The following is a 26581-nucleotide window of genomic DNA, read 5'->3' as shown; positions in this document are numbered from 1 at the left end:
GACCGCATGAGCGCACTCAACGACCTCAACGCCCTGCAAGCCAGCATCGCCGAAGCGGTGCTCGGTCAGGACCAGGTGATCCGGCAGATGCTTGTCGGTTTGCTCGCCAACGGGCATTTGCTCCTCGAAAGCCTGCCCGGTCTGGCCAAGACCCGCACGGTCAAGTCACTGGCCAGACACCTGGACGCGAAGATGAGCCGCATCCAGTTCACCCCGGACTTGCTGCCGTCGGACATCACCGGCGCCGAGGTGCTGCATCAGGTCGAAGGCAAGAACGAAATCCGCTTCCAGCCAGGCCCCCTGTTCGGCAACCTGATCCTCGCCGACGAAATCAACCGTGCGCCGGCCAAGGTCCAGGCGGCGTTGCTCGAAGCCATGGAAGAACGCCAGATCACCGTGGCCGGCAACAGCCATGCGCTGCCGGACCTGTTCATCGTGGTCGCCACCCAGAACCCGATCGAACAGGAAGGCACGTACCCGCTGCCGGAAGCGCAGATGGACCGCTTCCTGATGAAAGTGCTGCTCGATTACCCGAGCGCGGAAAACGAAAGCCAGGTGCTGCGCCTGCTGCGCGAAGAAGAACAGGCCCTCGGCGCCAAAATCGCTGCCGTGCAGGGCTTCTCCCTGTCTCAGGATGTGGTGTTCGCCGCGCGCCGTGAAGTCAGCGCCGTGCACGTTTCTCCGGCCATCGACCGCTACCTGATCGACCTGATCAATGCCACTCGCCACCCGGCCGATTACGACGCCGACCTCGGGCGCTGGATCAGCATCGGCGCCAGCCCCCGCGGCGGCATCGGCCTGGACCGTTGTGCCCGGGCCGACGCCTGGTTGCAGGGCCAGGATTTCGTTTCTCCAGACAACGTGCGCGCCGTGGTGCACCCGGTGCTGCGCCATCGCCTGCAACTGAGCTACGACGCGGTGGCCGATGGCGTCAGCGCCGATCAGGTGCTCGACCGTCTGCTCGATAAAGTGGCGATTCCTGCCTGATGTCCATGAACAGCGTCGATGGCCTGGTGTATGTCTCTCTAGCGCAACTGATGGCCCTGGAGTTCAAGGCTCGCGACCTGAGTTTTCTGGCGCGTCAGCCCCAAGGCAGCATCCTGGCCGGCAACCACGCTTCGCGTTTGCGTGGCCGGGGCCTGAACTTCGATGAACTGCGGCGCTATCAGCCGGGGGACGATTTGCGTCACCTCGACTGGCGCGCGTCCCTGCGCACCGGCAAACCGGTGGTACGGACATTCACCGAAGAGCGCGACCGCCCGGCCCTGATCCTCGTAGACCAGCGCATGTCGATGTTCTTTGGCTCGCAACGCAGCTTCAAATCCGCCGTCGCCGCCGAACTCGGCGCCCTGGCGGCGTGGATGGTGTTCAACGCCGGCGACCGCGTCGGTGGACTGGTCTTCAACGATCAACGCATCGACAGCATCGCCCCGCTTCGCAGTCGCAAACGGATCGAAGCGCTGTGCAGCCGCATCGCCGAGCAGAACCAGGCACTCAATGCCGCCAACCCGGACGCCGAAGGCGAAGACCAGCTCGACAAGGTCCTGCAGCACTGCCTGGCCGTGGCCGGTCACGATCACTTGATCTGCATCGTCAGCGACTTCGCCGGGGCCGGCGAACGCACCTTGCAACTGATGCGGCAACTGGCGGCGCACAACGATGTGATTGCCATGCAGGTCTACGACCCGCTGGCGCTTAACCTGCCGAAAAATGGCCGCGTGCTGGTCACCCAAGGGCAATTGCAGGTGGAGCTGGCGGTGGATCGGCAACAGGTGCATCAGCCGCTCGGGGATTTTCTCAGCGGGCGGCTCAAGGACGTCGCGACCTTGCTGCGCCGCAGTCAGGTGCCGTTGATGATGTTCAGCACCGCTACAGAAGCCCACGAACAACTGCGTGCCGAACTGGGCAAGTTTGCCGGAGGACGCCGATGAACCCCGCTATCCCGAGCATCGACCAACTCAAGGAAATGGCACTGCCGGCGCCGGTCAGTTATGCACCGCAAACCTGGGGTTGGTGGGCGTTGCTGGCGCTGTTGATCGTTACGCTGGTAGTGCTTGGTGCGCGGCGCTACTGGCAATGGCGGCGCGATCGTTATCGGCGCGAGGCGTTGGTGCGGCTGGAGGAATTGCAGCAGCGCAGTAATGACCTGAGCGCGTTGCGTGAGCTTCCCGAATTGCTCAAGCGCGTGGCCCTTTCAATGCCCTCCGGTTGGAACACAAAACCTGTGGGAGCGAGCCTGCTCGCGATAGCGTCAGGTCAGTCGACACCACCTTTGAATGTCATGGCCTCATCGCGAGCAAGCTCGCTCCCACAGGGGTCTCCTGCGGCGTTGGGGAAAGAGGACTGGCAGGCGTTTTTGCAGCGGCACATTGAACAACCCTTGCCTACTGACTTCAGCCAACAACTGTCGCTGCTGGCCTACGCCCCCGACGCAACACTGCAGGCCATGCCCACCGAACAGCGCCAACAGCTGTTCAGCACCTGCAAAGCCTGGGTGGAGCGTCATCATGTGGCAGTTTGATTACCCCTGGTTGCTTATCCTGTTGCCGCTGCCGTGGATCGGCTATCGCTACCTGCCCGATTACCGTGAGGCGCGCAGTGCCGTGCGTGTACCGTTTTTCGCGGCGATGAGCCGTGCTGTCGGCCAGGCACCGAGCCAGGCCGGCACCCGCAACAACCGCTGGCAGTTGCTCCTGAACCTGCTGGTCTGGACGTTGCTGCTGGTGGCGGCGAGTCGGCCGGTGTTGGTGGAAAAACCCATCGAGCGCCAGCAGCCGGTGCGCGACCTGATGCTGGCCATCGACATTTCCCAGTCGATGGAAACCACCGATTTCACCGACGCCAACGGCCAGAAGATCAATCGCCTGGCCGCGGTCAAGGAAGTGGTGCACGGGTTCATCGACAAACGTAAAGACGATCGAATCGGACTGATGGTGTTCGGCACCGGCGCCTATCCGCAGGCGCCGTTGACCCTCGACCACGCCAGCCTGTCACTGCTGCTGGACGACACCGGCATCGGCATGGCTGGCCCCAACACCGCCATCGGCGATGCCATCGGGTTGAGCCTGAAACTGCTGGACCAGGCCCATGAGCAGGAAAAAGTGCTGATCCTGCTCACCGACGGCAACGACACCAGCAGCGCCATCACCCCGGATCACGCGGCCGCCATGGCCGCGGCCAAAGGCGTGGTGATTCACACCATCGGCATCGGCGACCCGAATGCCGAGGGCGAAGCCAAGGTCAACCTGCAAGGCTTGCAGGAGATTGCCCACGCCACGGGCGGACGCTTCTTCCGCGCCGAAGACCGCAACGCCCTGGATCAGGTCTACAGCACCCTCGACAAGCTCACCCCGCATCAGGTGAAAACCCTCAGCCACCAGCCCAAACGCGATCTGTTCTGGTGGCCGCTGGGCGCTGCCATCGCCCTGCTCGCGCTTTATCACCTGGGCGCCCTGCTGCTTCCACGGCTGATGCTCGCCCGTCAACGGCAGGAGGCCTGACATGGACATCAACCTCAGCGACTTCCATTTCCTGCGCCCCCTGTGGCTGCTGCTCGCAGTGTTCGGCGCATTGCAGCCATTGCTGTGGCGGCGCAACCAGGACCTGCAACGGCGCTTGCGCAGCAACATCGCCGCGCACCTGCTGCCGCATCTGCTGATCACCCCGCAGGACCGGCAACGCCTGCGTCCGGTGCATCTGGTGTCTGCACTGCTGGTGCTGGGCGCCATCGCCGCCGCCGGGCCGACCTGGGAACAGGATCGGCCGGACTTTCTGGAAAACCGTGCGCCGCTGATCATCGCCGTCGATCTGTCGCCCTCCATGGACGCCAGCGATGTTCCCCCCAGTCGCCTCGAAGCGGTCAAGCACAAGCTCCACGACTTGATCCAACGCCGCGCCGGTTCGCGCAACGCCCTGATTGCCTACGCCGGCAGCGCGCACCTGGTGTTACCCGCCACCGACGACCCGGCGCTGCTCGATACGTTCATTCAGGCCCTGAGCACCGACCTGATCAACAAACCGGGGAAAAATGTCAGCGCGGTCATCGATCAGGCCAAGCGCCTGCTCGCCGCCGAGAAAACGCCTGGCACCCTGCTGCTGATCACCGATGGCGCCGACACCTCGGCACTGGCCGGGCTGGACAAGCAACTGGCGGACAGTGCACTGCAAGTGCTGATACTGGCGGCTGGCAGCAGCGACGGCGGGATCATCCGCGATGCCAGCGGCCAGCCGCGCACCGACAGCAACGGTCGCCCGCAAATGGGCAGCTTCGATCAGGACGCCCTCAAGCAACTTGCCTCGTCGATGGATGCGCCGCTGGGCAGCCTGACCCTCAACGATGACGACCTGGACTGGATCGAACTGCACGCCGAGCAGCACTTCCAGTCAGCCAGTGACGAACAGCGCGAACTGCACTGGAAAGACGCCGGTTACTGGCTGTGCTGGCCGCTGCTGCTGATCGCCTTCTTCAGCGTGCGCAGGGGCTGGAGCCTGAACTGGATGGCCGTACTGCTGCTGGCGGTGGGACTGGGCCTGCAACCGGCGCCGGCACAGGCCAACGCGCTGACCGATGCCTTTTTCACCCGCGACCAGCAAGGTCGCTGGGCCTTCGAGCATGAGCACTACCCTCAGGCGGCGGCACTGTTTGTCGATCCGTACTGGAAAGGCGTGGCCGCCTACAACGCGGCCGATTTCGACCTGGCACTGGCCAGCTTCGCGCGGCTCGATACACCGCAGGCGTACTTCTACCTGGGCAACATCTACGTGCGGCGCTTCAAGTTCGATCAAGCCATCGCGTCCTATACCCAGGCGCTGAAATTGCAGCCGCAATTCCCGCAAGCCACGGCGAACCTGGCCCTGGCCATTGCCTTGCAAAAAGACACCGAAAGCGCCGAGAAAAACACGCCAGAGGTCAAACCCGACGAAATCAAGATGGACAAGGCACCGGGTAAAGGCCAAAGCAAAAAGGTCGAGACCCAGCAAGCGACCTCGGATGAGCAATGGCTGCAGAACCTCACCACATCGCCGGCGAAATTCCTCAAGCAGAAATTCAGTCTGCAGGATCAGGCGGGGGCCAAGCCATGATCGGCCTGAAAGTCCGAGTCGTGGCCTTCGCGAGCAGGCTCGCTCCCACATTTGATCCAGGCGCACCACAAATCCCTTGTGGGAGCGAGCCTGCTCGCGAAAGGGCCCGACCACTCACCACAACACTCGGCGCCCTGCTCATTGGCCTGATCAGCCTCAACACATTCGCCGCCGACCCTCAGCTGAAAGTCCAGGCCAGCCTGCAACCCGCCACCCAGGTCATGGTCGGCAGCCTGGTCGAGTTGCAACTCGATGTCTTCACCGACTCCTGGTTCACCAGCGCCCCCACCCTGCCCGACCTGAAACTGCCCGGCGCATTGGTGATGCCACCGGACGGCCATGCCCAGCACATCAACCAGACCTTCGATGGCCAATCCTTCAGCGGCATGCGCTACAGCTACCTGATCACCCCGAACCTGGCCCAGGGCTTCGACATTCCGGCACTGACGATACAAGCCACACCGGGTCAGGCCAGCCACGCACTCAGCGCCCAAAGCCAGCCTTTGCATTTCAACGCCGCGCAACCACCGGGGTTTCAGCCTGGTGAGGCGGTACTGGTGGCCCAAGGCCTGCGGTTTACCCAGAAGACCGTCAACTCGGCCACACCGCTGAAGGTCGGCGACAGCATCACCCGGGAACTGACCTTGCAGGCCGACGGTGCCCTGGCCATGGCACTGCCGACACCAACGCTGGACGACATCAAGGGGCTGAGCCGCTACCCGAAGGCGCCACAAATCCACAACCTGGACGACGGTCGCGGCAACTTAAATGGCGGCCAGCGCATCGACAGCGTGACTTATCGAATCGACACCGAAGGTCACTACAGCCTGCCCTCCGTCGAACTGAAATGGTGGGATGCCGGCAGTCAGCAAACCCGCACGGCCACGGTGCCTGCCGTGACCTTCGACGCGGCGGCCAACAGCGCTTACAAGCCGGTGTTTTCAATCACCGAAGACCTGAAAAAACTCGGCCAGCACAATCGCCTGCACCTTTCCGGGCACTGGTTCGGGCTATTGGCACTGGTGTTGGCGGTGGTGGCACTCGGCTGGTTCAGTCGCCCGCTCGTACGCCGCGCGCACCTCATGTGGCAAGCCCGACGCCACGCCCGACACGCCGCCTGGCTCGAGTCCGCCGACTATGCGTGGCGGCAGATCCCGGCACAAATCGAAGGCAAACCGGCGCAACTCAGCGCCCTGTACCTGTGGACCCGACGCAGCCGCCACGACCTGAAACTGACCGGCCTCGGCCCGCGCCTGCAAACCTTCCTGCGGGCCTGCTATGGCCGCGAACCGGACAAAGAACAGGCGCTGCGCCAAATCGGGGAATCCTTGTCTACGCTGCATAGTCAGGCCGGGCGCAATAGAGAATCAGTCGTCTCTGCTCTTCATCCGCTCAACCCCGTTCACGAGAAGGACTTGCCATGACGAACTCGATATCGCTACGCCATCATCGCGCATTCAGTTTCCTGCTGACCCTGGCCTTGAGCCTGCCGCTGCTGGTGCAGGCCGCCGAGCCGCTGCCCTCCTGGAACGACGGGCCGTCGAAAAAGCAGATCATCGAATTCGTGCAGACAGTCACCGATCAAAACAGCAAGGACTTTGTAAAACCCGAGGAGCGCATTGCCGTGTTCGATAACGACGGCACCTTGTGGAGCGAGCAGCCGATGTACTTCGAGTTGCTGTTCGCCCTGGAAGAAGTCAAGCGCACCGCATCGCAGCACCCGGAATGGAAAACCACCCAGCCGTTCCAGGCGGTGCTGGAAAACGATCACAAGGCCCTGGCTGCCAGCGGCCTTGAGGGCATGATGAAAATTTTCGGTGCCACCCACACCGGGATGACCACCGAAGCCTTCGACGACTACGCCAAGACCTGGCTGACCCAGGCCCGCCATCCGAAAACCGGCAAGCCGTACACCGAGATGATCTTCCAGCCGATGCTGGAAATGCTCGACTACCTGCGCGGCAAGGACTTCAAGACCTACATCGTCTCCGGTGGCGACACCGGGTTCATGCGCGCCTTCGCCGAGAAGGTCTATGGCGTTCCGCCCGAGCAGGTTATCGGCACGACCTTCGTTACCACCTTTGATTACAAGGATGGCAAGGCGTCGATCCTGCGCACGCCGAAACTGGCCCACAACGATGATGGCCCGGGCAAACCGGTCAGCATCGACGCGGTGATCGGTCGTCGGCCAATCCTCGCCTTCGGCAACTCCGACGGCGACCTGCAAATGCTCCAGTGGACCGCCGCCGGTCCCGGCAAACGCTTCATGGGCCTGGTGCATCACACCGACGCCAAACGCGAATGGGCTTACGACCGACAGTCACAGATCGGTCGCCTGGACAAGGCCCTGGACGAAGCAAACAAACGTGGCTGGACGGTCGTCGACATGGCATCCGAATGGCGTCGAATCTACCCGTTCGATGCCGCCACACCTGAGCAAGTGCAATAAAAAGACGTAATGCAGGACCGCAATAAACGTTTGTCGCAGTACGCGACGCAAGTGAGCATAAGGAGCCAGTCAGATGACTCGCATACGTAAGTGGATACCGAAGCTCGCCTTTGTGGCAGCGTCGGTCATGGCAATTTCGGCAACTGCCGGGGCCGCCGAAAAACCCAACATTCTCGTGATCTTCGGCGACGATATCGGCCAGACCAACATCAGCGCCTATTCCATGGGCGTGGTCGGCTACAAGACTCCGAACATCGACCGCATCGCCAAAGAAGGCATGATGTTCACCGACTACTATGCGGAGAACAGTTGCACCGCCGGCCGATCGACATTCATCACCGGACAGTCGGCGCTACGTACCGGGCTGTCGAAAGTCGGGATGCCGGGTGCACCGGTGGGCCTGCAAAAACGCGACATCACCATCGCCCAGGCACTCAAGTCCCAGGGCTACGCGACCGGCCAGTTCGGCAAGAACCACCTGGGCGACAAAGATGAATACCTGCCGACCAACCACGGTTTCGACGAATTCTTCGGCAACCTGTACCACCTCAACGCCGAAGAAGAGCCTGAGCGTCCGTACTGGCCCAAGGACGACCCCGCGTTCGTCAAGGCCTACTCCCCGCGCGGCGTGATCCACAGCTTTGCCGATGGCAAAATCGAAGACACCGGCCCGCTGAACACCAAGCGCATGGAAACCATCGACGACGAAACCACCGCCGCGGCGCAAGCGTTCATCGAGAAACAGGCAAAGGCGGACAAGCCGTTCTTCGTCTGGATGAACACCACCCGCATGCACTTGTTCACCCACGTGCGTGAATCGATGAAGGGCCAGAGCGGCATGCCCGGCAACGATTACGCCGATGGCATGATCGAGCACGACGGCGATGTCGGCAAGCTGCTGAAAACCCTCGATGACCTGAAAATCACCGACAACACCATCGTCGTCTACACCACCGACAACGGCCCGAACCAGTTCTCCTGGCCGGACGCGGCAACCACGCCGTTCCGTAACGAGAAGAACTCCAACTGGGAAGGTGCCTACCGCGTTCCGGCGATGGTCCGCTGGCCAGGCAAGATCAAGCCGGGCGAAGTGTCCAACGAGATGTTCTCGGGCATGGACTGGTTCCCGACCTTACTGGCCGCCGCTGGCGATGCCGACGTGAAAACCAAGCTGCTCAAGGGTTGGGCACCGACGTCCGGCGGCACCAACTTCAAGGTGCATCTGGACGGTTACAACCAACTGCCCTACCTGACCGGCCAGGCGCCAAAGGGTGAGCGCAAGGAGTTTTACTACTTCAACGATGACGGCGTGCTGGTGTCGATGCGTTTCGACAACTGGAAAGCCGTGTTCTGCGAACAGCGCGCACCCGGCGGCTTCAAGGTCTGGAGCGAACCCTTCGTATGCCTGCGCGTACCGAAGATCTTCAACCTGCGCATGGACCCGTATGAACGTGCCGACGTGGTTTCCGACCAGTATTACGACTGGCAGACCAAGAACGTCTACCTGGCGGCTGTAGCCGTCGAAAAATCGGCGACGTTCCTGCAGACCTTCATCGAGTATCCACCTAGCCAGAGACCGGCCAGCTTCAGCATTGACCAGATCCGTGCTGCGGTAGACGCCAAAATCGCTGAAAAAATGAAAGCTGCACAGTAAGACCGCTGGACCACCGCTCGCCCTCACCGGCGAGTGGACTTATTTTCGATCTGGGACCGCATCGACTTCTTTCGCGAGCAGGCTCGCTCCCACAGGGGCAGCATTGCAAATGTGGGAGCGAGCCTGCTCGCGAAGGGCCGGTGCGGTCACAGGCTATTTCGAATTGGAACAAGGCAATCCGCAATGACCTCACGTGTCGCCAGCAAGTCGTCGGCCATACCTGCCCCTCAAGTCGCCTCCCCGGCGCTGTTGATCCCCGCCCTGTTGCTGTTTGTCTCCGGCGCCGCCGCGCTGGTGTATCAGGTGCTGTGGATCAAGCAGCTGTCCCTGGTGGTGGGCGTCGAGGTCTATGCCATCACCACCGGGATCAGCGCGTTTTTCGCCGGGCTGGCCTTGGGCGGCTTGCTGTTCGGGCGCTGGGCGGACCGGATGCAACAACCGGTTGTGCTCTACGCCGGGCTGGAAGTGCTGGTGGCGGTGCTCGGAGTCGGTGCGACCTTTGCCATGAGCCTGGCGGCCAGCCCGTTTGCCTGGCTGGAAGAACACGTGGGTTTGCTGGCCTGGGTACTGCCGTTCGCGCTGGTGGGCATTCCCGCGCTGTTGATGGGCGGCACCCTGCCGGTGCTGGTTCGCTCCCTGGCCACTGACCCGCAACACCTGGGCAAGGCCGGCGGGCAGCTGTATGCGGCGAACACCGCCGGGGCCATCGCTGGCACCCTGCTCGCTGCGTTCTTGTTGATTGCCACCCTCGGCGTGCGCGGCAGCGCGCTGGTCGCCGCCATGCTGAACCTGCTGGCCGCCGCAGGGGCCTTGTGGTTCCAGCGCCAGCGCGTGGCACCCGTCGATGCCCCGGTGAAACATCACACTGAAAAAGCCCCCGACCGCCTGGCCCTGTGGCTGTACTCCATTGCCGGTGGCGTAGCCCTGGGCTACGAAGTGGTGTGGTCGCAATCGATCGTGCAATTCATGAGCACCCGCACCTACGCCTTTGCCGTGGTGCTGGCGACTTACCTCACCGGGTTGTTCCTGGGCAGCATGCTGCTGACCCGTCGGGTCGATCGCCTGCGCGATCCCTGGGGGGTGTTCGGTTTGCTGATTGCCGCAGCCGGTGCAATTGCCTTGCTGGAAGTGGCGTTGCTCGGACGCTGGCTGGTGCTTGCACAAACCCTGGCCGAATCCTGGGTATTGTCACTGGGCGGCAGTGAACTGGCGGGCATGAGCACGCGCTTTGCGGTGGCCGCCTTGAGCATCGTGTTTGTACCGACCCTGTTGCTGGGGGCTGCGTTCCCGTTGGCCCTGCGCTTGAGCGTCGGTGGCGAGCAGGTGGGGCGCAACGTCGGCGAAGTCGTCGCGTTCAATACCCTTGGCGGGATTGTCGGCGTGATGCTCTGCGGCTTTGTCCTGATCCCGATGCTGGGTCTGGTGCGGACCCTTGGCCTGCTGGCAATGATCGCCGCCGCTATCGCGTACCTTGCCGTGCGCAAGGGCCATGGCGTGAAGAAAGGCCGACGCCAGGCGGTGGTTGCCATCGGCCTGGTGTCCCTGGCACTTGCCGTGTTCACGCCGGTGAACAAGCTCGCCAGCCTGCTGCCGGGAGCGCGCAACGGCACGCTGACGTTCTACGAAGAAGGCCGTGGCGGGACCGTCGCCGTGGTCACCCAGGGCAAGGGCGAAAGAGCGTTCCAGCGTTTGTACATTCAGGGCGTGTCCAATACCGGCGACGCCATGCCGTCCCTGCGCTACATGCGGATCCAGGCGCTGCTGCCGCTGTTGATCCACAACGGCGAGCCACGCTCGGCACTGGTGATCGGTTTCGGTACCGGCATCACCGCGGGCGCCCTGACCCGCTACCCCGGCCTGGAACATCGCGTGGTCGCCGAACTGCTGCCTTCGGTGGTCAAGGCAGCCCCCTTGTTCAAGGGCAACTTCAATGCCGCGGCCGATCCGGGGGTCGATGTGCGCTTGCGTGACGGTCGCCAGGAACTGCTGCGCAATCCGCAGCGCTACGACCTGATCACCCTCGAACCACCACCGCCCTCCGCCGCCGGCGTGGTCAACCTGTATTCCCGGGACTTCTACCAACTGGCCGCCAGCCGTTTGCACAAACAAGGCCTGGTCGCGCAATGGCTGCCGCTGCCGACGCAGAACATCGACGACTCGCGCTCATTGGTGCGCAGTTTCCTCGACGTGTTCCCGTACGCGACCCTGTGGACCAGCGAATTCCACGAAATGCTGCTGGTGGGTTCGATGGAGCCGATTGAACTGGATGCGGCGAAGATCAACGCACGCTTCCAGCAGGACAGCGTTCGCAGCACCTTGCAGGATGTCGGCGTCGGTTCGGCCGCGGCATTGCTCGCCACCTGGGTGACTGACCGTGCGGGGCTCGAACGCTTCGCTGGCGATGCGCAACCGGTGACGGACGATCAGCCCAGGATCGAATACGCGCCCTGGGTTCGTTCAAAAGAGATCAGCCGCGTGCTGCCGGCCCTGCTCGACTTGCACCAACCGCCAGCCGTATTGAATGCCGACGCCGGGTTCATCGAGCGCATGAATACCCAGCAACAACGCCTGATGCAGTTCTATCGGGCGAGCCTGCATGCCTACGACGGAAACCGTGACGCTTGGGCCAGGGATATGCGCGAGGTGATGCGTGGGGATTCGGGGAATCCGTATTACCGGTGGTTTGTCGGGGAGTGATGTAGCGCCTTGGCGGCCGTCATCGCGAGCAGGCTCGCTCCCACAGATGAATGTGTACCTTGTGGGAGCGAGCCTGCTCGCGAAAGGGCCATCAGCTTCACAGCATCTGCTATTTGACAGACGCCGACCATCCGACAAAGCTGCATCAAGCTTCATCGCGCGCCGCAAGGCAAACGCACCTGGACCATGGAAGTCGCAATGCCGAACCATAAAAATAAAGCCGCAACCCCAAACCCTGATTCGCAACCGACCCTGATCAACCGTTATCTGTTCCCCGTCACCATCGGCATCCTGCTCTTGGCCGTGGCAGGCATCGGCTGGTTTTTGCTGAGCAGTACACCGACGCCGCCCAAGCCAGTCCCTGTCAGCGCCCCCGTAGTCGAACCGGCCAAACCGCAACCGGTCGCTGTCGCGCCGGCGAAAATGGTCGATGAGCAACAATGCCAGGGCTGCCACGGCGAACAGGTCAAGGACTGGCAAGGCTCCCATCACCAACTGGCGATGCAGCAAGCCAACGCTGATGCCATGCTCGGCGACTTCAACAACGTCACCTTCAAGGCCGAAAAGGAGACCACGGTGTTCTCGCGCAAAGGCGACGAACTCTGGGTCAACACGCCGGGTATCGATGGCAAGAATGCCGATTTCAAGGTGGCCTACACCTTTGGCATCGCCCCTTTGCAGCAATACCTGATCGAAGTCGGCGAAGGCCGGCTCCAGGCCCTCGCCGTGGCCTGGGATACCGAGAAGCACCGCTGGTTTCACCTCTATCCGGGTCAGGGCGTGACCTTCAAGAACCCGCTGCACTGGAGCAAGCCGAGCCAGAACGCCAATTTCATGTGCGTCGAGTGCCACACCACCGGCTACAAGCGCAATTTCGATGCGGTGAAAAACACCTTCGACAGTCACTGGAACAGCCTCGGCGTCGGCTGTCAGGCCTGCCATGGCCCGGCGTCCAATCACCTGGAATGGACCTCGAAGAAAACCGACCTGACCCATGCCGGGTTTGCCGTCGATCTCAAGGACAAGAACGCCACTGTCGAAATCGAAACCTGCGCCCGCTGCCACTCGCGCCGCGCGCCCCTGGACGATGGCTACACCGTCGGCAAGCGGCTGATGGATGACTACCTGCCGAGCGTCCTGACCCGCGAGCTGTACGCGCTGGACGGCAAGATCAAGGACGAAGTGTTCGAACACGGCTCCTTTGCCCAGAGCAAAATGTTCGACAAGGGCGTGCGTTGCAGCAACTGCCACAACCCCCACAGCACGCAGTTGAAAGCGCAAGGCAATGGCGTGTGCCTGCAATGTCACAACATCGCCGGCAAAACCACTGTGGAAGGCGTCGACGGCAAGGGCCTGCAAGCGAAAAACTACGATTCCGTCGAACACACTCGCCACACCATGGGCCAGCCGGGTTCGCAGTGCGTGGATTGCCACATGCCCGGCAAGTTCTACATGGGCAACGACTTTCGGCATGACCACAGCTTCAGCATCCCCAACCCCGAGCGGGCGAAAAAACTGGGGACGCCTGACGCCTGCCTGACCTGCCACCAAGGCAAGGCCGGCGACAAGGTCACCGAGCAGTTCAAGCTGTGGAACACCGCCAACGCCAGCGCGGTACAAGCCCCGCGCTACGACGAAAGCCTGTGGCTGATTCGCAACGGTCAGACCGGCGCCGCGCAGGCATTGTTCGAGCAATTGCAACGCAGCAACCTGCCGGCGATTCAGCGGGCGACGCTGCTGGCGGAACTGCCGGCGTACCCGAGCGAACAGGCGTTAAAACTGGCCACCAAGGACCTGGGCAACCCGGCGCCGCAAGTCCGCGAGAGCGCGGTGCGAGCGGTCAGCGCCTTCCTGCCGCCAGCGGAGCGTGCGCCATTACTGACGCCGTTGCTGAGCGACCCGGTGCGGGCCGTGCGCATTGCCGTCGCCCGGGACCTGCTCAGCGTGGCACGCAGTGGCTTGGGCAACGCTCAGGACAGCTGGAATGCCGCCATCGCCGAATACGAGGCGGTGCAAAAGAGCCTGGCCGAGCGTGCCGAGGCCAACCTGAACCTGGCCATGCTCTATCAGGCCGATGGCCGCAGCGCAGAAGTCGAAGCTTTGCTGCGTACCGCCCTGCAGCGCGATCCGGACTTCTACCCGGCACTGGTCACCCTGGTGCAATGGCTGGAGGCCAACGGTCGCCGTCAGGAAGCCCATGCCCTGCTGGCGCAAAGCCTCAAGGACCACCCCGACTCAGGTCTGCTGCAACACACCCAGGGCCTGGCGCTGATTCGTGCGGGCCAGGCCGCCCAAGCCATGCCGTACCTGCGCAAGGCCGCGCAACTGGAGCCACAGAGCGGACAGTTCGGCTATGTGCTGGCGGTGGCCCTGCATGACAGCGGCAAGATTGACCAGGCGTGCGCAGAGCTGGAACGGCTGTTGAAAGAACAACCGTCCAACCGCAATGCCCGCTTGTCGTTGATCCAGTACTACCTGGACAACGGCCAAGAGCCCAAGGCGCAGGTGCTGTTGCAGGGCTGGAAGAAAATGAACATGGGGGATCCGGCGTTGAAATGATCGGGGCTGAACCGGACGCCCCTTCACGGGCAATCCTGCGCCCACAGGGTTAGCGTCGTCGACAGAATCTGCATACGACGATAACCCTGTGGGTGCAGGCGTGCCCGCGAAGACGGCCGTGCGAGCAACGCCCATCCCAGGCATGTCCCCTCCCCGTTTGCCCTGAATCGGTCAGCAAACAACGCGCCCCCCTTAGATTCTTAGTGATATCACTACGCCACTAGTGATAAGGTTCGCGGCGCTTGAAAAACCTCCCCCCATTACATTTCGAGGCGACATGAAGCACGCCTCGGCCAATGACGGCAATGACCGTTCGCAAGGATCAACCATGGAAGCTCTCCGCAAGCTGTTCACCGTTACAGCCCTGACCACAGCACTCCTGACTTCGGGCTGTGCAAGCATCGTCGGTGACAGCAAATACCCGGTGAACGTATCGAGCACGCCTAGCGGCGCCAACTTCACCATTACCAACAAAGCCGGTGTCGTCGTACATAACGGCTCCACGCCCAACACCGTGACGCTTCCTTCCGGTCGTGGCTACTTCAAGGGTGAGGCCTACACCATCACCTTCAAGAAAGAGGGTTATGCCGATGCCAGTACCACTCTGGATACCAGCATGAGCGGCTGGTACTGGGGCAACATCCTGATTGGCGGGTTGATCGGCATGCTGGTAGTCGATCCACTGACTGGCGCCATGTACAAACTTCCCGAAGACGCCGCAGGTAACCTCGGCAGTCCGGTGGCCGGCGAAACACCAAAAAACCTGACACTGCTGGAAATCGATCAGCTGTCGCCAATCGAGCGCGCGACACTGGTTCGCATCAACTGACAGCACCCGGCGCATTCCGCCGTTCGGGATGCGCCCTTTTGTCTAGCCCCTGCGACGAAACAACGGCCGCGGCTCAATCACCGAACGCCCGTACAACACGCTCATCCCCGCCAATCCCTTCAATGCATCTTCTGCGGATTTGTCTTCACGCACGGCAAAGCTGTCGAAACCGCATTGGCGCATGTGGCTGAGTTGATCGCGCAAGACATCGCCGATGGCGCGCAACTCGCCGGCCCAGCCTAATCGCGTGCGCAGCAGATACGCCTGGCTGTACCCGCGGCCATCGCGAAAGCTCGGGAAATCCAGGGCGATCAAGGGCAGTTGGGCAAACCATGGCTGAAGGCTTTCCACTTCATCGTCCGGCCCCAGCCACACGCCGCTTTGCGACGGGTTTTCCAGCCAACGGCGCAGCGGCAGAATCGCGGCACCCACGGGCAGCGGTGCTTGCGGGTCGCGCACGAGCTTCCACGGATCATCCGCGACAATCCGCGCCATGCCCTCTTCCAGCCGCAACAGATTGTTCATGCCGACACCTCCAGCACTTTCGCATATACCGCCTCCTTGAACGGCTCTAGCCCGATCCGCTGGAAGGCGTCGACGAACAGTTCTTCGCTCTCGCGATAGCGCACGAAGGTGTCGATGATGCGCTCGATCACCTCGGGCACTTCGGCGGCGCTGAAGGACGGGCCAATGACCTTGCCCAACGCGCTGTGCTTGCCCTGGGCACCGCCGAGGGTGATCTGGTACCACTCGGTGCCGTTCTTATCGACTCCCAGAATGCCGATGTTGCCGATGTGATGGTGACCGCAGGCATTCATGCAGCCGGAGATATTGAGGCTGATGTCGCCCAGGTCGTGCAGGTAGTCGAGATCTTCGAAGCGTGCGGCAATAGCCTTGGCGATGGGGATCGACTTGGCGTTGGCCAGCGCGCAGAAGTCGCCACCGGGGCAGGCGATGATGTCGGTGAGCAATCCGGCGTTGGCACTGCCCAGATTGTGTCCGCAGGCCAGGCGCCACAGGGTGAACAGATCGGCCTTGGACACGTCAGGAAGGACGATATTCTGCTCATGGGCAATGCGGATTTCACCGAAGCCGAAGCGTTCGGACCACTCGGCCACCGCCTCCATCTGTCCGGTAGTGACATCGCCCGGTGGCGCAGCGCCGCCGGGCTTGGTCGACAACACCACGCTGGCATAGCCCGATATTTTGTGCGGCTGCACGTTACGCTGCACCCAACGAGCGAACACCGGGTTTTCGGCCAGGTGCGTGCCGAAATCGAGATGGGTGTCGGCCAGATCACGATATGGCGGTGCGACGAACGCACTGGCCACACGCTCGAACTCGTCAAGGGTCAGTTGCGCCGGGCCGTCCTTGAGGTACTGCCACTCTTCCTCCACTTCCCGGGCGAAGGCCTCGATGCCCAAGGCTTTGACCAGTATCTTGATTCGCGCCTTGTACTTGTTGTCCCGCCGGCCATGGCGGTTATACACCCGCAGCACCGCCTCTACGTAAGACAGCAGGTGCTGCCACGGCAAGCCTTCGCGGATCTGCAAGCCGAGGATCGGCGTGCGCCCCAGGCCGCCGCCCACCATGACGCGCAGGAGCATGTGTCCTTCGCAACCTGGGTAAAGATAAAGGCCGATGTCATGCATCATGATCGCCGCGCGGTCTTGCTCGGCCGAGCAGATGGCGATCTTGAACTTGCGCGGCAGGAACAGGAATTCCGGGTTGATGGTCGACCACTGCCGCAGAATTTCCGCCAGCGGTCGCGGGTCAATCATTTCGTCGGCCGCAACCCCGGCAAAGGCTTCGGTGGTGATGTTGCGCACGCAGTTGCCGGAGGTCTGGATCGCATGCATCTCCACCTCGGCCAGGCGTTCGAGGATGTCCGGCGCCTGAGCCAGTTCGATCCAGTTGAACTGCATGTTCTGCCGGGTGGTGAAATGGCCGTAGCCGCGATCGTAATCCCGGGCGATGCTCGCCAACGTACGCATCTGCCGGGCACTCAGCGTGCCGTAGGGAATCGCCACCCGCAGCATGTAGGCGTGCTTTTGCATGTACAGGCCGTTCTGCAGGCGCAACGGCAGGAACTCTTCTTCGTTCAGCTCACCGGCCATGAAGCGCTCGACCTGATCGCGAAACTGCGCAACCCGTTCGAACACCAGTGCCCGATCGTAATCATCGTATTGATACATAGCTACCTCATCAGGATTGCGGGGCATCGGGCTCTGTGGCTCGTTCATAAGAGCGACTATGCGCCAGCGGTGCAGCACGTTACAGATTCACCTGAATCGTTAAAAACCGTATCAGAGCGCGCAAGATCGCCGCAGCAGCGCAACTTATCTGATCCGCACAAATGAAATATTCCTGAGCCTGTTTTGTTTTCGTCACGGTTTTTACAGTGCACGTCATTGCAACCGTGGAAGCATCGATCATGAGCACAACAACTATCGGACAGGCCTATAACTACAAGGTCGTCCGCCAATTCATCGTGGCGACCGTGATCTGGGGCGTCGTGGGGATGGCGATGGGCGTGTGGATCGCCTCGCAACTGGTGTGGCCGCAGATGAACCTGGACCTGCCGTGGACCACCTTCGGCCGCTTGCGCCCGCTGCACACCAGCCTGGTGATTTTCGGTTTCGCCGGCAGCGCGCAATTCGCCGCCAGCTATTACGCGGTGCAGCGTACCTGCCAGGTGCGGCTGTTCTCGGACATACTCGCCGCCTTCACGTTCTGGGGCTGGCAGTCGGTGATTGTGGTGATGCTGATCACCCTGCCGCTGGGCTACACCACCACCAAGGAATACGCCGAAATCGAATTCTCCGGCGCGGTGTGGATGACCGTGGTCTGGATTGCATACGCCGTGGTGTTCTTCACTACCGTAGTGCAACGCAAGACCAGACACATCTACGTCGGCAACTGGTTCTTCGGTGCATTCATCGTGGTCATCGCCATGCTCCACGTGGTCAATCACCTGTCGATTCCAGTCGACTGGTTCAAGTCCTATCCGGTGTATTCCGGGGCCACCGACGCCATGGTGCAATGGTGGTACGGGCACAACGCCGTGGGTTTTTTCCTGACCACCGGTTTCCTGGGAATGATGTATTACTTCGTGCCGAAACAGGTGGGCCGGCCGGTGTATTCCTATCGCCTGTCGATTGTGCACTTCTGGGCGCTGATCACCCTGTACATCTGGGCCGGCCCGCACCACTTGCACTACACCGCGCTGCCGGACTGGGCGCAGTCGCTGGGCATGGCCATGTCGCTGATCCTGCTGGCGCCGAGTTGGGGCGGGATGATCAACGGTATGATGACCCTGTCCGGTGCCTGGCATAAGTTGCGCACCGACCCGATCCTGCGTTTCCTGGTGCTGTCCCTGGCCTTCTACGGCATGTCGACCTTCGAAGGGCCGATGATGGCGATCAAGACCGTCAACGCCCTCTCCCACTATACCGACTGGACCATCGGCCACGTGCACGCCGGGGCGCTGGGCTGGGTGGCGATGATTACCTTCGGTGCGACCTATCACATGGTGCCAAAGGTATTCGGACGCGATCAGATGCACAGCACGCCGCTGATCAACCTGCACTTTTGGCTGGCGACCATCGGCACCGTGCTGTACATCGCCTCGATGTGGGTCAACGGCATCACCCAGGGCCTGATGTGGCGCGCGATCAACGATGACGGCACGCTGACCTACTCCTTCGTCGAAGCCTTGCAGGCCAGCCATCCGGGATTCGTCGTGCGCTTTGCCGGCGGGGTGTTCTTCCTCAGCGGAATGCTGCTGATGGCCTACAACGTGTGGCGCACGGTGCGGGTAACGGACGTGGCGATGGCCGAACGCGAGGCGCGGTTAGCCTGATGATTGAAGTCATATTGAACATTCTGGGTGTGGCATTTTTGTGGTTCGCCATCGAGTATTGTCTGCACCACCAGACCGCTGAGAGCCTGGACGATGCGAGCCTGATCCCGTTTGCGGATGACCCGGAAGTGGCGCGGCGGGTGGAATTGGCGACGGGCAAGACAGTGAATGCAGTGGTGCCTGAAGTGCCGAAACCGGGGTGGGGCAACCTCGAAATCTGAGGCACCGCCGACCACAGTAGGAGTGAGCCTGCTCGCGATGGCAGACTGTCAGCAACATACATGTTGAATGCTGAAACGCCATCGCGAGCAGGCTCACTCCTACAGGGTTATTTGTCTCAGGTACGCTCCCGGGGAATCAGGCTTTGCAGTTGTTGCGCCAGGAAGTTTGCATCGAACTCAAAAGTGTCCGGGTCTTTCAAGCCATTGGTCTTGCGCCACTGCCAGCTAGTGGATGGCGGCAGGCACACCAGTGACACGCTGCCATAACGTGCTGCTGTAAAGCCCATCACCGCCACGGAAATCTGCCCGCCGACACCCATCACCTCCGGCACGAATTCCACCGGTTTGCCAGCGATCAGGATGCTCAGCTTTTCGGTCTTGAATGGAGAGGTCTCCACCGGAACACTCGGCCCCGACGCGACATACACTTCGCGGTTCACTTCGAGCAGGTCAGGTGCCTTGACCGGTTCCAGCCACTGCTGGATCTGATCGAACAGCGCACCAATGCGCTTCGCCCACTCGGCCGATTGCGACTCGAACACTTGCTTTTTGTGCGCTTCGCTTTCGGCATAGTGGCGAAGCATTTCGCCCAGTTGCTGTACATCGTCCATAGCGGTGTTCCCTGAATAGACCGGTGTTGCGGACCTGGAGCATGGCAGATGCCCGAACGCTGCGTACGACTAAAACCTGACGACAGTTTGCACCGTCGCGTAATCGCGGGCACTGTAGGTGCGCACTTCACCTGACAAACGGAGCACGATATGCGCACCATCGGCCTGATCGGCGGCATGAGCTGGGAGTCCAGCGCCGAGTATTACCGCCTGATCAACCAGCAGGTACGCGAGCGCCTCGGACCGTTGCGTTCGGCGAAATTGCTCATGTACAGCGTCGACTTCGGTCCAGTCGAACAGGCCCAGCACGCCGGTCGCTGGGACGATGCGGCGCTGATCCTGGTGGATGCCGCGCAGCGCTTGCAGGCGGGCGGCGCCGATTGCGTGGTGTTATGCACCAACACCATGCACAAGGTCGCCGGGCAGATTCAGGCGGCCATCGACATTCCCTTCCTGCACATCGCCGATCCGGCCGCTCAGGCTGCGGTCGAGGCCGGTGCATTGAAGGTGGGACTGCTGGGTACCGCGTTCACCATGGAACAGGACTTCCTCAAGGAACGCCTCGCCGCCCGGGGCTTGACCGTGCTGGTGCCGGAGGCCGGGGAGCGCCAGGCCGTGCACCAAATCATCTACGACGAGTTGTGCGTCGGCGTCATCAGCGAAACCTCGCGCCGGGTGTATCAGCAGGTCATTGCATCACTGGCACAGCGCGGCGCCCAGGCGATCATCCTTGGTTGCACGGAAATTGGCTTGCTGATCAAGCCCGAACACAGCGCCCTGCCCTTGCTTGACACCACCGAGCTGCATGCGCAGGCTGCGGTGGCGTTCGCCCTGGGCGACTGACTCAACCGGCCTTGGGCGTGCGGCGCAGGCGCGCCATGCTCAAGGTGTCCACCAGTACGCCGTCGCGCACGGCGTAATCACGGAACAGACCCTCGGTTTCGAAGCCGTACTTGCGGTACAGGGCAATGGCCGCTTCGTTGTCGGCATATACCGAAAGCTCGATGCGCTGCAGATTCATCCAGTTATCGGCAATATCCAATGCCGTTGCGAGCAACTTCGACCCTACGCCCTTGCCCTGCCACGCCACCGCAACGCCCATGCCGAAACTGCCGGCATGGCTGCGACGAATGCGTGAGAACTGCTCCAGGCCAATGTTGCCGACGACCGTACCTTGATGCAGGGCCACCACTTTCACCAAGCGTTCGTTATCCAGCGCCAGGCGACTGCGCCAGAGTTCGGTGGACTGAAACGGCATTTGCAGGGTTTGACGGGCGATTGCCGGATCGTTGTACAGCGCCGCAATGCCTTCGATATGGGATTCGTTGAAGCGTTCGAGGGTGATAACGGGTTCGGTGGTTGGCATGGGTGAATCATCCTTGAAGCAGACATGGCCGTTCACTCTATAACGCTACCTGCGGGTGTGGCGAGAACCAATGTGGGAGCCGCCCGGACCAAGCCCGCTCCCACATTTTGATCGCATTCAGTTTTCGAACCATTCGCGACGCTCTGTGAAGGTGTTTTCAATCAACTCGACGATCATCCGCACCTGCGCGTCGTCCCCGGAATGGGCGTTGACCGCCATCCACACCTGACGCCGCATCGGCTGGTCAAACAAGCCCGGCAAGGCAATCAGCCCGCGGTCGAAGTGGCTCATGTAATGCGGCAACAGGCCGATGCAGGCGCTGCATCGGATCATCTCCAGCATCAGCCCGTAGGATTGCAGTTGCACCGCCCCCGCCAGGCGTTGATCCACCAGTGCACTCCAAGGCCGGAAGCATTCAACCTGACAGTCCTGTCGCCATTGCACCAAGAGAAAATCGGCCAACTCATCCAGGCTTTCCGGCCTGGAAGCGACCCGCGAATAGCGCTTGGCAATGTGCGGCAGGTATTCCAGTTGCACCAGACGCCGGGCTTCGGTGGTGGCAAAGCTTGGCCCCGGTAACGGCGACTCGGTTTCACCCAGCCACACCACCACGTCGGCGCTGACCGACTGCAAGGCCAATTCGCTGTCGAGCGTGATGATGTCCAGGCGCACGCTGGCGTTGCGCCGCAGCAGTGCAACCAGGTCACGTCCGAGAATGTCATGCAGGATCGAATCCGCCACGGCCAGGCGAATCAACGGCTGCTCGATCACTGGCAAATTGCGCTCATGGGCCAGGGCGATCAATTGTGCATGCAAGCGCAAGCCATCGCGGCTGAGGCTGAAGCCATTGTCGGAAGGGTTGAACAGTGAACACTGGAGCTGCGTTTCCAGCAGCACCAGTTGCCTGCGCAGGCGGGTGGCCTTGATGTTGAGACTGCGGGCGGCCTGCATGAAACAACCGCAACGGGCGCTGACGGTGAAACACAGCGCCAGTTCGGGGTCGATTGCCGCCGCCAACTGGCGCCAGGACGCGTTTTTATCGATGGCTACACGATACTCGGCAGCACCCTGTTGGGCGCAGATTTCCATGACTGACATCGAAGACTCCCTGTCGACCTGACACTGACAGTTGCATCCTGCAGAACGTTCATGAACCTGCTGTGACAATGACTCAGGCGCTGGGTGTCTGCCGAAAGCTCACCGCCAGGCGATTCCAGCTGTTGATGGTGGTGACGGCGATGGTCAGGTCGACCATTTCGCTTTCACTGAACTGCTCCCGGGTTTGCGCGTAGACATCGTCCGGCACGTGGCTTTCGGAGATCAAGGTGACCGCCTCGGTCCAAGCCAGCGCGGCTCTTTCCCGCGGATTGAAAAAGTTGCTGTCGCGCCAGACCACAATGGAATACAGACGCCGGTCGCTTTCGCCCAGGCGCCGTGCATCCACCGAGTGCATGTCGGTGCAAAAGGCACAGCCATTGAGCTGCGATGCGCGAATCTTGATCAGGTGCAGCAGGCCCTGCTCGATGCTCAGGCTGCTGGTCAGGGCCTCCATGGCGATCATGGCTTTCATCGCCTTGGGGGACGCGCTGTAGTAATCCAGACGGGGGTTCATGGAGCGATCTCGTGCAGGCGTGAGGTGATCTTCACGGTAGTCGCTGGCGCGGGGGCATGACAGATCCAATCAGGCGAATTCCCCGGGGACCACCGCCACCAGACCAATGGACGGTTTTTCCACTGCACAACTTCTGTACCACAAGCGGATAAGGGTAATCTTGCGCGACGCACACGCGCCTCAACAGCCCCGGAGCCTCGCCGGTATGGAACTACATGTTGTCATCAACGGCCGCAAGGACCTGGCCGGCCAGCTGTACAACCAACTGCGCAGCGCCATCGAGTCCGGACGCCTGACCGCCGGGACGCAACTGCCGCCCAGCCGTTTGCTGGCCGAACAATTGGGTATTTCGCGCAAGACCATTTCCGATACCTACGCCCAGCTGACCTACGAAAACTTCCTCACCGGGGTGGTCGGCAAAGGCACTTACGTCAACGCGCGCGCGTCGAAGGTGCAGCGCAAACAGAGCCACACCGAGCTTGGCGGCTTCGAGGTGATCGAGTCCTGGCGCAACCTGCCGGTGTTTCTGCGTCATCCGACCCTGGAAGGCTCGCTGCGCTACGACTTCATTGGTGGCGCCACCAGCAAGGGCCAGTTCCCCCAGGATGACTGGCGGCGCTGCACCTCTCATGCGCTGCGCCAGATGGCCGGTTCCAAGGGTCTCTACAGCCTGCCCGAGGGCTTGCCCGCCTTGCGCAACGCCATTGCGCAGCACATCGCGTTCTCCCGCGGGGTCAATTGTCAGGATGAGGATGTGGTGGTGTGCAACGGCGCGCAACAGGCGCTGGACCTGATCGCCCGGGTGCTGATCAGTCCGGGCAGCCTGGTCGCCATGGAGGACCCCGGCTACCCGCCAGCGCGTCTGCTGTTCGGCACCCATGGCGCCACGGTGATAGGTGTGCCGGTGGACGCCGAAGGCATTGTGGTGGACCGGATTCCTCGCGGCACGCGCCTGATCTACGTCACCCCGTCGCACCAGTTCCCGCTGGGCATGCCGATGAGCCAGGCGCGCCGGGAAGCACTGCTGGCCAAGGCCTATGAGTTGGGCGCGATCATCATCGAGGACGACTACGACAGCGAATTCCGCTATGAAGGCCGCCCCACCGATTCCCTGCAGAGCATGGATGAACGGGGGATCGTCGCGTACGTCGGGACGTTCTCCAAAACCCTGTTGCCGGAACTGCGGCTCGGCTATGCGATCCTGCCGCCGGCGATCCTCGAGGCCGTGGTGCGCGCCAAACAGCTCACCGACCTGCACACCTCGACCCTGCCGCAATGGGCACTGGCCAAATTCATCGCCGAAGGCTGCCTGCTCAAGCACATCCGGCGCTGCCATACGATCTATGCCGGGCGCCGCGAGCGGATCCTGACGCGCATGGCCGGCGATCTTTCGCCCTGGCTGGAGGCGGTGCCGTCCACCGCCGGTTTCCACATGGTGGTGATGTGCAAAGCGCCGATGGATATTGCATTGGTGATCGAACTGGCGAAAAAAGTCGAAGTCGGGCTCTATGCCATAGACAGCTTTTTTTATCAGGAAACGCCCAGGGCCGGGCTTTTCTTCGGTTTTGGCGCCATTGAAACCCTCGACATCGACATCGCCTTGGACCGTTTGCGCGACATCCTGCAGCAGGTGGCCTGACGGATTGGCCTGCGACTTTATCCGGTGATTGGCTATTGGCGGTCCCGGGGGCCGGGCCTATCCTGCATAGGCGTTATCCCTCAGTGAGCAGGATTCGTCCGGCCTGATTCAGGAGTGTGAGCAATGTCCCATGAAGTGATCAATACCGTACAGGTGCAGGCCGCCGCCGGCCGCTCGGATGAACTGGGCAAGCAACTGCAGAAGATTGTCGAAACCCTGCGTGAACTTCCCGGTTGCGAATCCTATATGGTCGACCGCTGCCCCGAGGACACCAATCGCTGGACCGTCAGCGCCCACTGGCAATCGGAAGCGGCCATGCGATCGCATTTCAACTGTCCGCAGGTCCAGGGTTTTATCAGCCTGATCGATAGCCAGCTGGCCAATGCCGTGGACTTCAACAGTTTTCCGATCGTTTAACCATTTCCTGTGGTGAGGGAGCTTGCTCCCTCACCATCATTTTTTCTCCGTTGGCCCTTCTGCAATTGGTCCCCTCGCCTTCCAGAATATTGGCTGTTTAACCTCTACTGCTTGCGGACTACTGTTGTTTTCGACAACTAACCCACCGCAGGTAAAGAACCATGAACATGTCGCGCTTCTGTGCTGCCCCCCTTGCCGCCCTGGCCCTGATATTTTGCGCATCGGCCTTTGCCCATGACCCTTCGGAAAAGGTCACCGTTTTGCAGGACGAAATGCTGAAAAACGTGCCTGGTAAAAAAGCGCTGATGATCGAAGTCGATTATCAACCCGGCCAGTCGTCCATCGCTCACAAACACGATGGCACCACCATGGCCTATGTCATTTCCGGAGAAATCACCTCCCAGGTGAAGGGCCAGCCAGCGAAAACCTACAAGGCTGGTGAGTTCTGGTATGAGCCGGCGGGTTCGGAACACATGGTGTCGAAAAACGCCAGCGCAACCCAGCCGGCCAGGTTGCTGGCATTCATGGTTTTGGCCACGGACGAGAAAGTGTTGATCCCACTGGAACACTGATGGCTGAACGTACAGCTATAAATAAAAAGGCTCGAATCGCGGATTCGGGCCTTTTTATTTCCTCACGCAATTAACCGATGACGTTTAAACCAAACAAAACTATTGGTCGCCTGACAAGTGTGGATATTGGCTATTTAAATAAATCAACCTGGGTTTAGTCTTGAGTTACCGCCGGTACAACACCGGCAACTTTAACTTTCGACTGAAGTTGTTTCACTGGAGAAACACCATGAAACTTGCGCTCGCCAGTACATTAACGATAACTGCCCTATTAGCCGGTTGCTCCGTTCCCACCGCACCGACAGCTGTCTCTGCCCTGGACGGCATCTTCACTGAACCGGTTGGCCGCAGCGGTGCCGCGCATATCCCCAATGGCAGCGATGTCTCGCTGGGCGTTGTCTACAGCCGCAATACCCAGACCAATCGTGCATACCTTCGGGACTATCAGGCCAACGCCGGCACCGGCTTCGGGCAGAGCTTGCTGGTGCAGCCGATCCATGACGCCTATGTAGCCACATCCAATCCTGACTTCGCCATAGAAGGCATCAAGACCTCCTTGCAGCGTCGGTTTGGCTCGGTCACGGTGTACCCGGACATGCAAAGCCTCAGGGCCGCGAGACCGGATGTCGTGGCGATCGTCGACACCCGCAGTCAACTCATGACGTCGCGCAGTTCAGACATCGAGTCTCATGTCAGTGCAGACTTTTATGATAAAAACTTCAATTACATTGGCACTGCAAAAGGGCATGACGCCAAAGCACTCAGTCCGGTTTGGGCCGACTACAAACGCAGTGAAGAGATAGTTGCGGACATTAATGAACAACAGAATGTACAAGTCAGGGCGCTGCAAAAGTTTGACCAGTCGCTCAATAATTTACTAACCAGCCCGACAAGTAATGTGTCGATGCTTGGTAATGAACCAGGCCAGAAGTTGTATTGATTTCACAGCCCTCTTCGCGAGCAAGCCTGCTCCCACAGTAATTGGTGCCTTACACACCACTCATGTACACC

Annotated in this window: 24 protein-coding genes; 18 read left to right on the top strand and 6 right to left on the bottom strand. The window is 61.2% G+C overall.

Annotated elements, in window-relative coordinates:
* Positions 1-6 precede the first annotated feature (6 nt).
* The 11 genes from AC3IT9_RS13360 to AC3IT9_RS13310 all read left to right on the top strand — a co-directional run bounded on the left by AC3IT9_RS13360 (position 7) and on the right by AC3IT9_RS13310 (position 15270).
* Positions 7-987, top strand: a complete 981-nt coding sequence (locus tag AC3IT9_RS13360) for an AAA family ATPase (protein WP_489273350.1) — start codon at positions 7-9, stop codon at positions 985-987.
* Positions 987-1931: a DUF58 domain-containing protein gene (locus AC3IT9_RS13355; protein WP_489273349.1), complete on the top strand. Its 945-nt coding sequence runs from the start codon at positions 987-989 to the stop codon at positions 1929-1931. The genes AC3IT9_RS13360 and AC3IT9_RS13355 overlap by 1 nt, the downstream gene beginning before the upstream one ends.
* Entirely contained in the window at positions 1928-2521 is a 594-nt protein-coding gene (locus AC3IT9_RS13350; RefSeq protein ID WP_489273348.1) for a DUF4381 domain-containing protein, read from the top strand. Before AC3IT9_RS13355 ends, AC3IT9_RS13350 begins: the two co-directional genes overlap by 4 nt.
* Positions 2508-3500, top strand: a complete 993-nt coding sequence (locus AC3IT9_RS13345) for a vWA domain-containing protein (RefSeq protein ID WP_489273347.1) — start codon at positions 2508-2510, stop codon at positions 3498-3500. Before AC3IT9_RS13350 ends, AC3IT9_RS13345 begins: the two co-directional genes overlap by 14 nt.
* Before the next feature lies 1 nt (position 3501).
* Positions 3502-5082 (top strand): VWA domain-containing protein, encoded by a 1581-nt coding sequence (locus AC3IT9_RS13340; protein ID WP_489273346.1) that lies wholly within the window; start codon positions 3502-3504, stop codon positions 5080-5082.
* Positions 5079-6506: a BatD family protein gene (locus tag AC3IT9_RS13335; protein WP_489273345.1), complete on the top strand. Its 1428-nt coding sequence runs from the start codon at positions 5079-5081 to the stop codon at positions 6504-6506. Before AC3IT9_RS13340 ends, AC3IT9_RS13335 begins: the two co-directional genes overlap by 4 nt.
* On the top strand, positions 6503-7531 hold the full coding sequence (locus tag AC3IT9_RS13330) for an HAD family hydrolase (RefSeq protein ID WP_489273344.1): 1029 nt from the start codon (positions 6503-6505) through the stop codon (positions 7529-7531). Before AC3IT9_RS13335 ends, AC3IT9_RS13330 begins: the two co-directional genes overlap by 4 nt.
* Before the next feature lie 73 nt (positions 7532-7604).
* Complete coding sequence (locus AC3IT9_RS13325) at positions 7605-9185, top strand: arylsulfatase (RefSeq protein ID WP_151214659.1); 1581 nt, start codon at positions 7605-7607, stop codon at positions 9183-9185.
* A 183-nt stretch (positions 9186-9368) separates the two neighbouring features.
* Complete coding sequence (locus AC3IT9_RS13320) at positions 9369-11882, top strand: spermidine synthase (protein WP_489273343.1); 2514 nt, start codon at positions 9369-9371, stop codon at positions 11880-11882.
* 198 nt (positions 11883-12080) lie between these two features.
* Positions 12081-14441 carry a tetratricopeptide repeat protein gene (locus AC3IT9_RS13315; RefSeq protein ID WP_489273342.1) on the top strand — a complete coding sequence of 787 codons (2361 nt, stop codon included), beginning with the start codon at positions 12081-12083 and terminating at the stop codon, positions 14439-14441.
* Between the two features lie 328 nt (positions 14442-14769).
* A complete protein-coding gene (locus AC3IT9_RS13310) occupies positions 14770-15270 on the top strand; it encodes a peptidase associated/transthyretin-like domain-containing protein (RefSeq protein ID WP_414928806.1) in 501 nt (166 codons plus the stop codon).
* A 42-nt stretch (positions 15271-15312) separates the two neighbouring features.
* Here the strand turns inward: AC3IT9_RS13310 and AC3IT9_RS13305 are convergent, their stop codons facing one another.
* Positions 15313-15795 carry a DUF934 domain-containing protein gene (locus tag AC3IT9_RS13305; RefSeq protein ID WP_489273341.1) on the bottom strand — a complete coding sequence of 161 codons (483 nt, stop codon included), beginning with the start codon at positions 15793-15795 and terminating at the stop codon, positions 15313-15315.
* On the bottom strand, positions 15792-17465 hold the full coding sequence (locus AC3IT9_RS13300) for a nitrite/sulfite reductase (protein ID WP_489273340.1): 1674 nt from the start codon (positions 17463-17465) through the stop codon (positions 15792-15794). The genes AC3IT9_RS13305 and AC3IT9_RS13300 overlap by 4 nt, the downstream gene beginning before the upstream one ends.
* A 239-nt stretch (positions 17466-17704) precedes the next feature.
* Between AC3IT9_RS13300 and ccoN the strand changes: the two genes are divergently transcribed.
* Positions 17705-19132, top strand: a complete 1428-nt coding sequence (gene ccoN, locus AC3IT9_RS13295) for a cytochrome-c oxidase, cbb3-type subunit I (protein ID WP_489273339.1) — start codon at positions 17705-17707, stop codon at positions 19130-19132.
* Positions 19132-19353, top strand: coding sequence for a cbb3-type cytochrome c oxidase subunit 3 (locus AC3IT9_RS13290; protein WP_150756432.1), 222 nt, complete (start codon positions 19132-19134; stop codon positions 19351-19353). The genes ccoN and AC3IT9_RS13290 overlap by 1 nt, the downstream gene beginning before the upstream one ends.
* A gap of 116 nt (positions 19354-19469) precedes the next feature.
* Here AC3IT9_RS13290 and AC3IT9_RS13285 read toward each other — a convergent pair whose 3' ends face one another.
* Positions 19470-19964 carry a hypothetical protein gene (locus AC3IT9_RS13285; RefSeq protein WP_150724040.1) on the bottom strand — a complete coding sequence of 165 codons (495 nt, stop codon included), beginning with the start codon at positions 19962-19964 and terminating at the stop codon, positions 19470-19472.
* A gap of 150 nt (positions 19965-20114) precedes the next feature.
* Here AC3IT9_RS13285 and AC3IT9_RS13280 point away from each other — a divergent pair, with 150 nt between their 5' ends.
* Positions 20115-20807: an aspartate/glutamate racemase family protein gene (locus AC3IT9_RS13280; protein ID WP_489273338.1), complete on the top strand. Its 693-nt coding sequence runs from the start codon at positions 20115-20117 to the stop codon at positions 20805-20807.
* Between the two features lies 1 nt (position 20808).
* Here AC3IT9_RS13280 and AC3IT9_RS13275 read toward each other — a convergent pair whose 3' ends face one another.
* From AC3IT9_RS13275 to AC3IT9_RS13265, 3 genes are all read right to left on the bottom strand, one after another.
* Positions 20809-21330 carry a GNAT family N-acetyltransferase gene (locus AC3IT9_RS13275; RefSeq protein WP_489273337.1) on the bottom strand — a complete coding sequence of 174 codons (522 nt, stop codon included), beginning with the start codon at positions 21328-21330 and terminating at the stop codon, positions 20809-20811.
* A gap of 117 nt (positions 21331-21447) precedes the next feature.
* Positions 21448-22428 carry a LysR substrate-binding domain-containing protein gene (locus tag AC3IT9_RS13270; protein ID WP_489273336.1) on the bottom strand — a complete coding sequence of 327 codons (981 nt, stop codon included), beginning with the start codon at positions 22426-22428 and terminating at the stop codon, positions 21448-21450.
* Positions 22429-22501: 73 nt separating this feature from the next.
* Positions 22502-22942 carry a carboxymuconolactone decarboxylase family protein gene (locus AC3IT9_RS13265; RefSeq protein ID WP_150724044.1) on the bottom strand — a complete coding sequence of 147 codons (441 nt, stop codon included), beginning with the start codon at positions 22940-22942 and terminating at the stop codon, positions 22502-22504.
* A 205-nt stretch (positions 22943-23147) separates the two neighbouring features.
* Here AC3IT9_RS13265 and pdxR point away from each other — a divergent pair, with 205 nt between their 5' ends.
* The 4 genes from pdxR (at position 23148) to AC3IT9_RS13245 (ending at position 26510) form a co-directional block, all read left to right on the top strand.
* Positions 23148-24581, top strand: coding sequence for a MocR-like pyridoxine biosynthesis transcription factor PdxR (gene pdxR / locus AC3IT9_RS13260; RefSeq protein WP_150724045.1), 1434 nt, complete (start codon positions 23148-23150; stop codon positions 24579-24581).
* A gap of 123 nt (positions 24582-24704) precedes the next feature.
* Positions 24705-24998: a putative quinol monooxygenase gene (locus AC3IT9_RS13255; protein ID WP_108215849.1), complete on the top strand. Its 294-nt coding sequence runs from the start codon at positions 24705-24707 to the stop codon at positions 24996-24998.
* Positions 24999-25159: 161 nt separating this feature from the next.
* Positions 25160-25570, top strand: a complete 411-nt coding sequence (locus tag AC3IT9_RS13250; protein WP_150724046.1) for a cupin domain-containing protein — start codon at positions 25160-25162, stop codon at positions 25568-25570.
* A 229-nt stretch (positions 25571-25799) separates the two neighbouring features.
* Positions 25800-26510: an ATPase gene (locus AC3IT9_RS13245; protein ID WP_489273335.1), complete on the top strand. Its 711-nt coding sequence runs from the start codon at positions 25800-25802 to the stop codon at positions 26508-26510.
* Positions 26511-26581: the final 71 nt, after the last annotated feature.

It is taken from the genome of Pseudomonas sp. KH_046_1, assembly GCF_057839025.1.
Note: the sequence above shows the minus strand (reverse complement) of the source record. Positions and strands in the feature narration are given on the sequence as shown.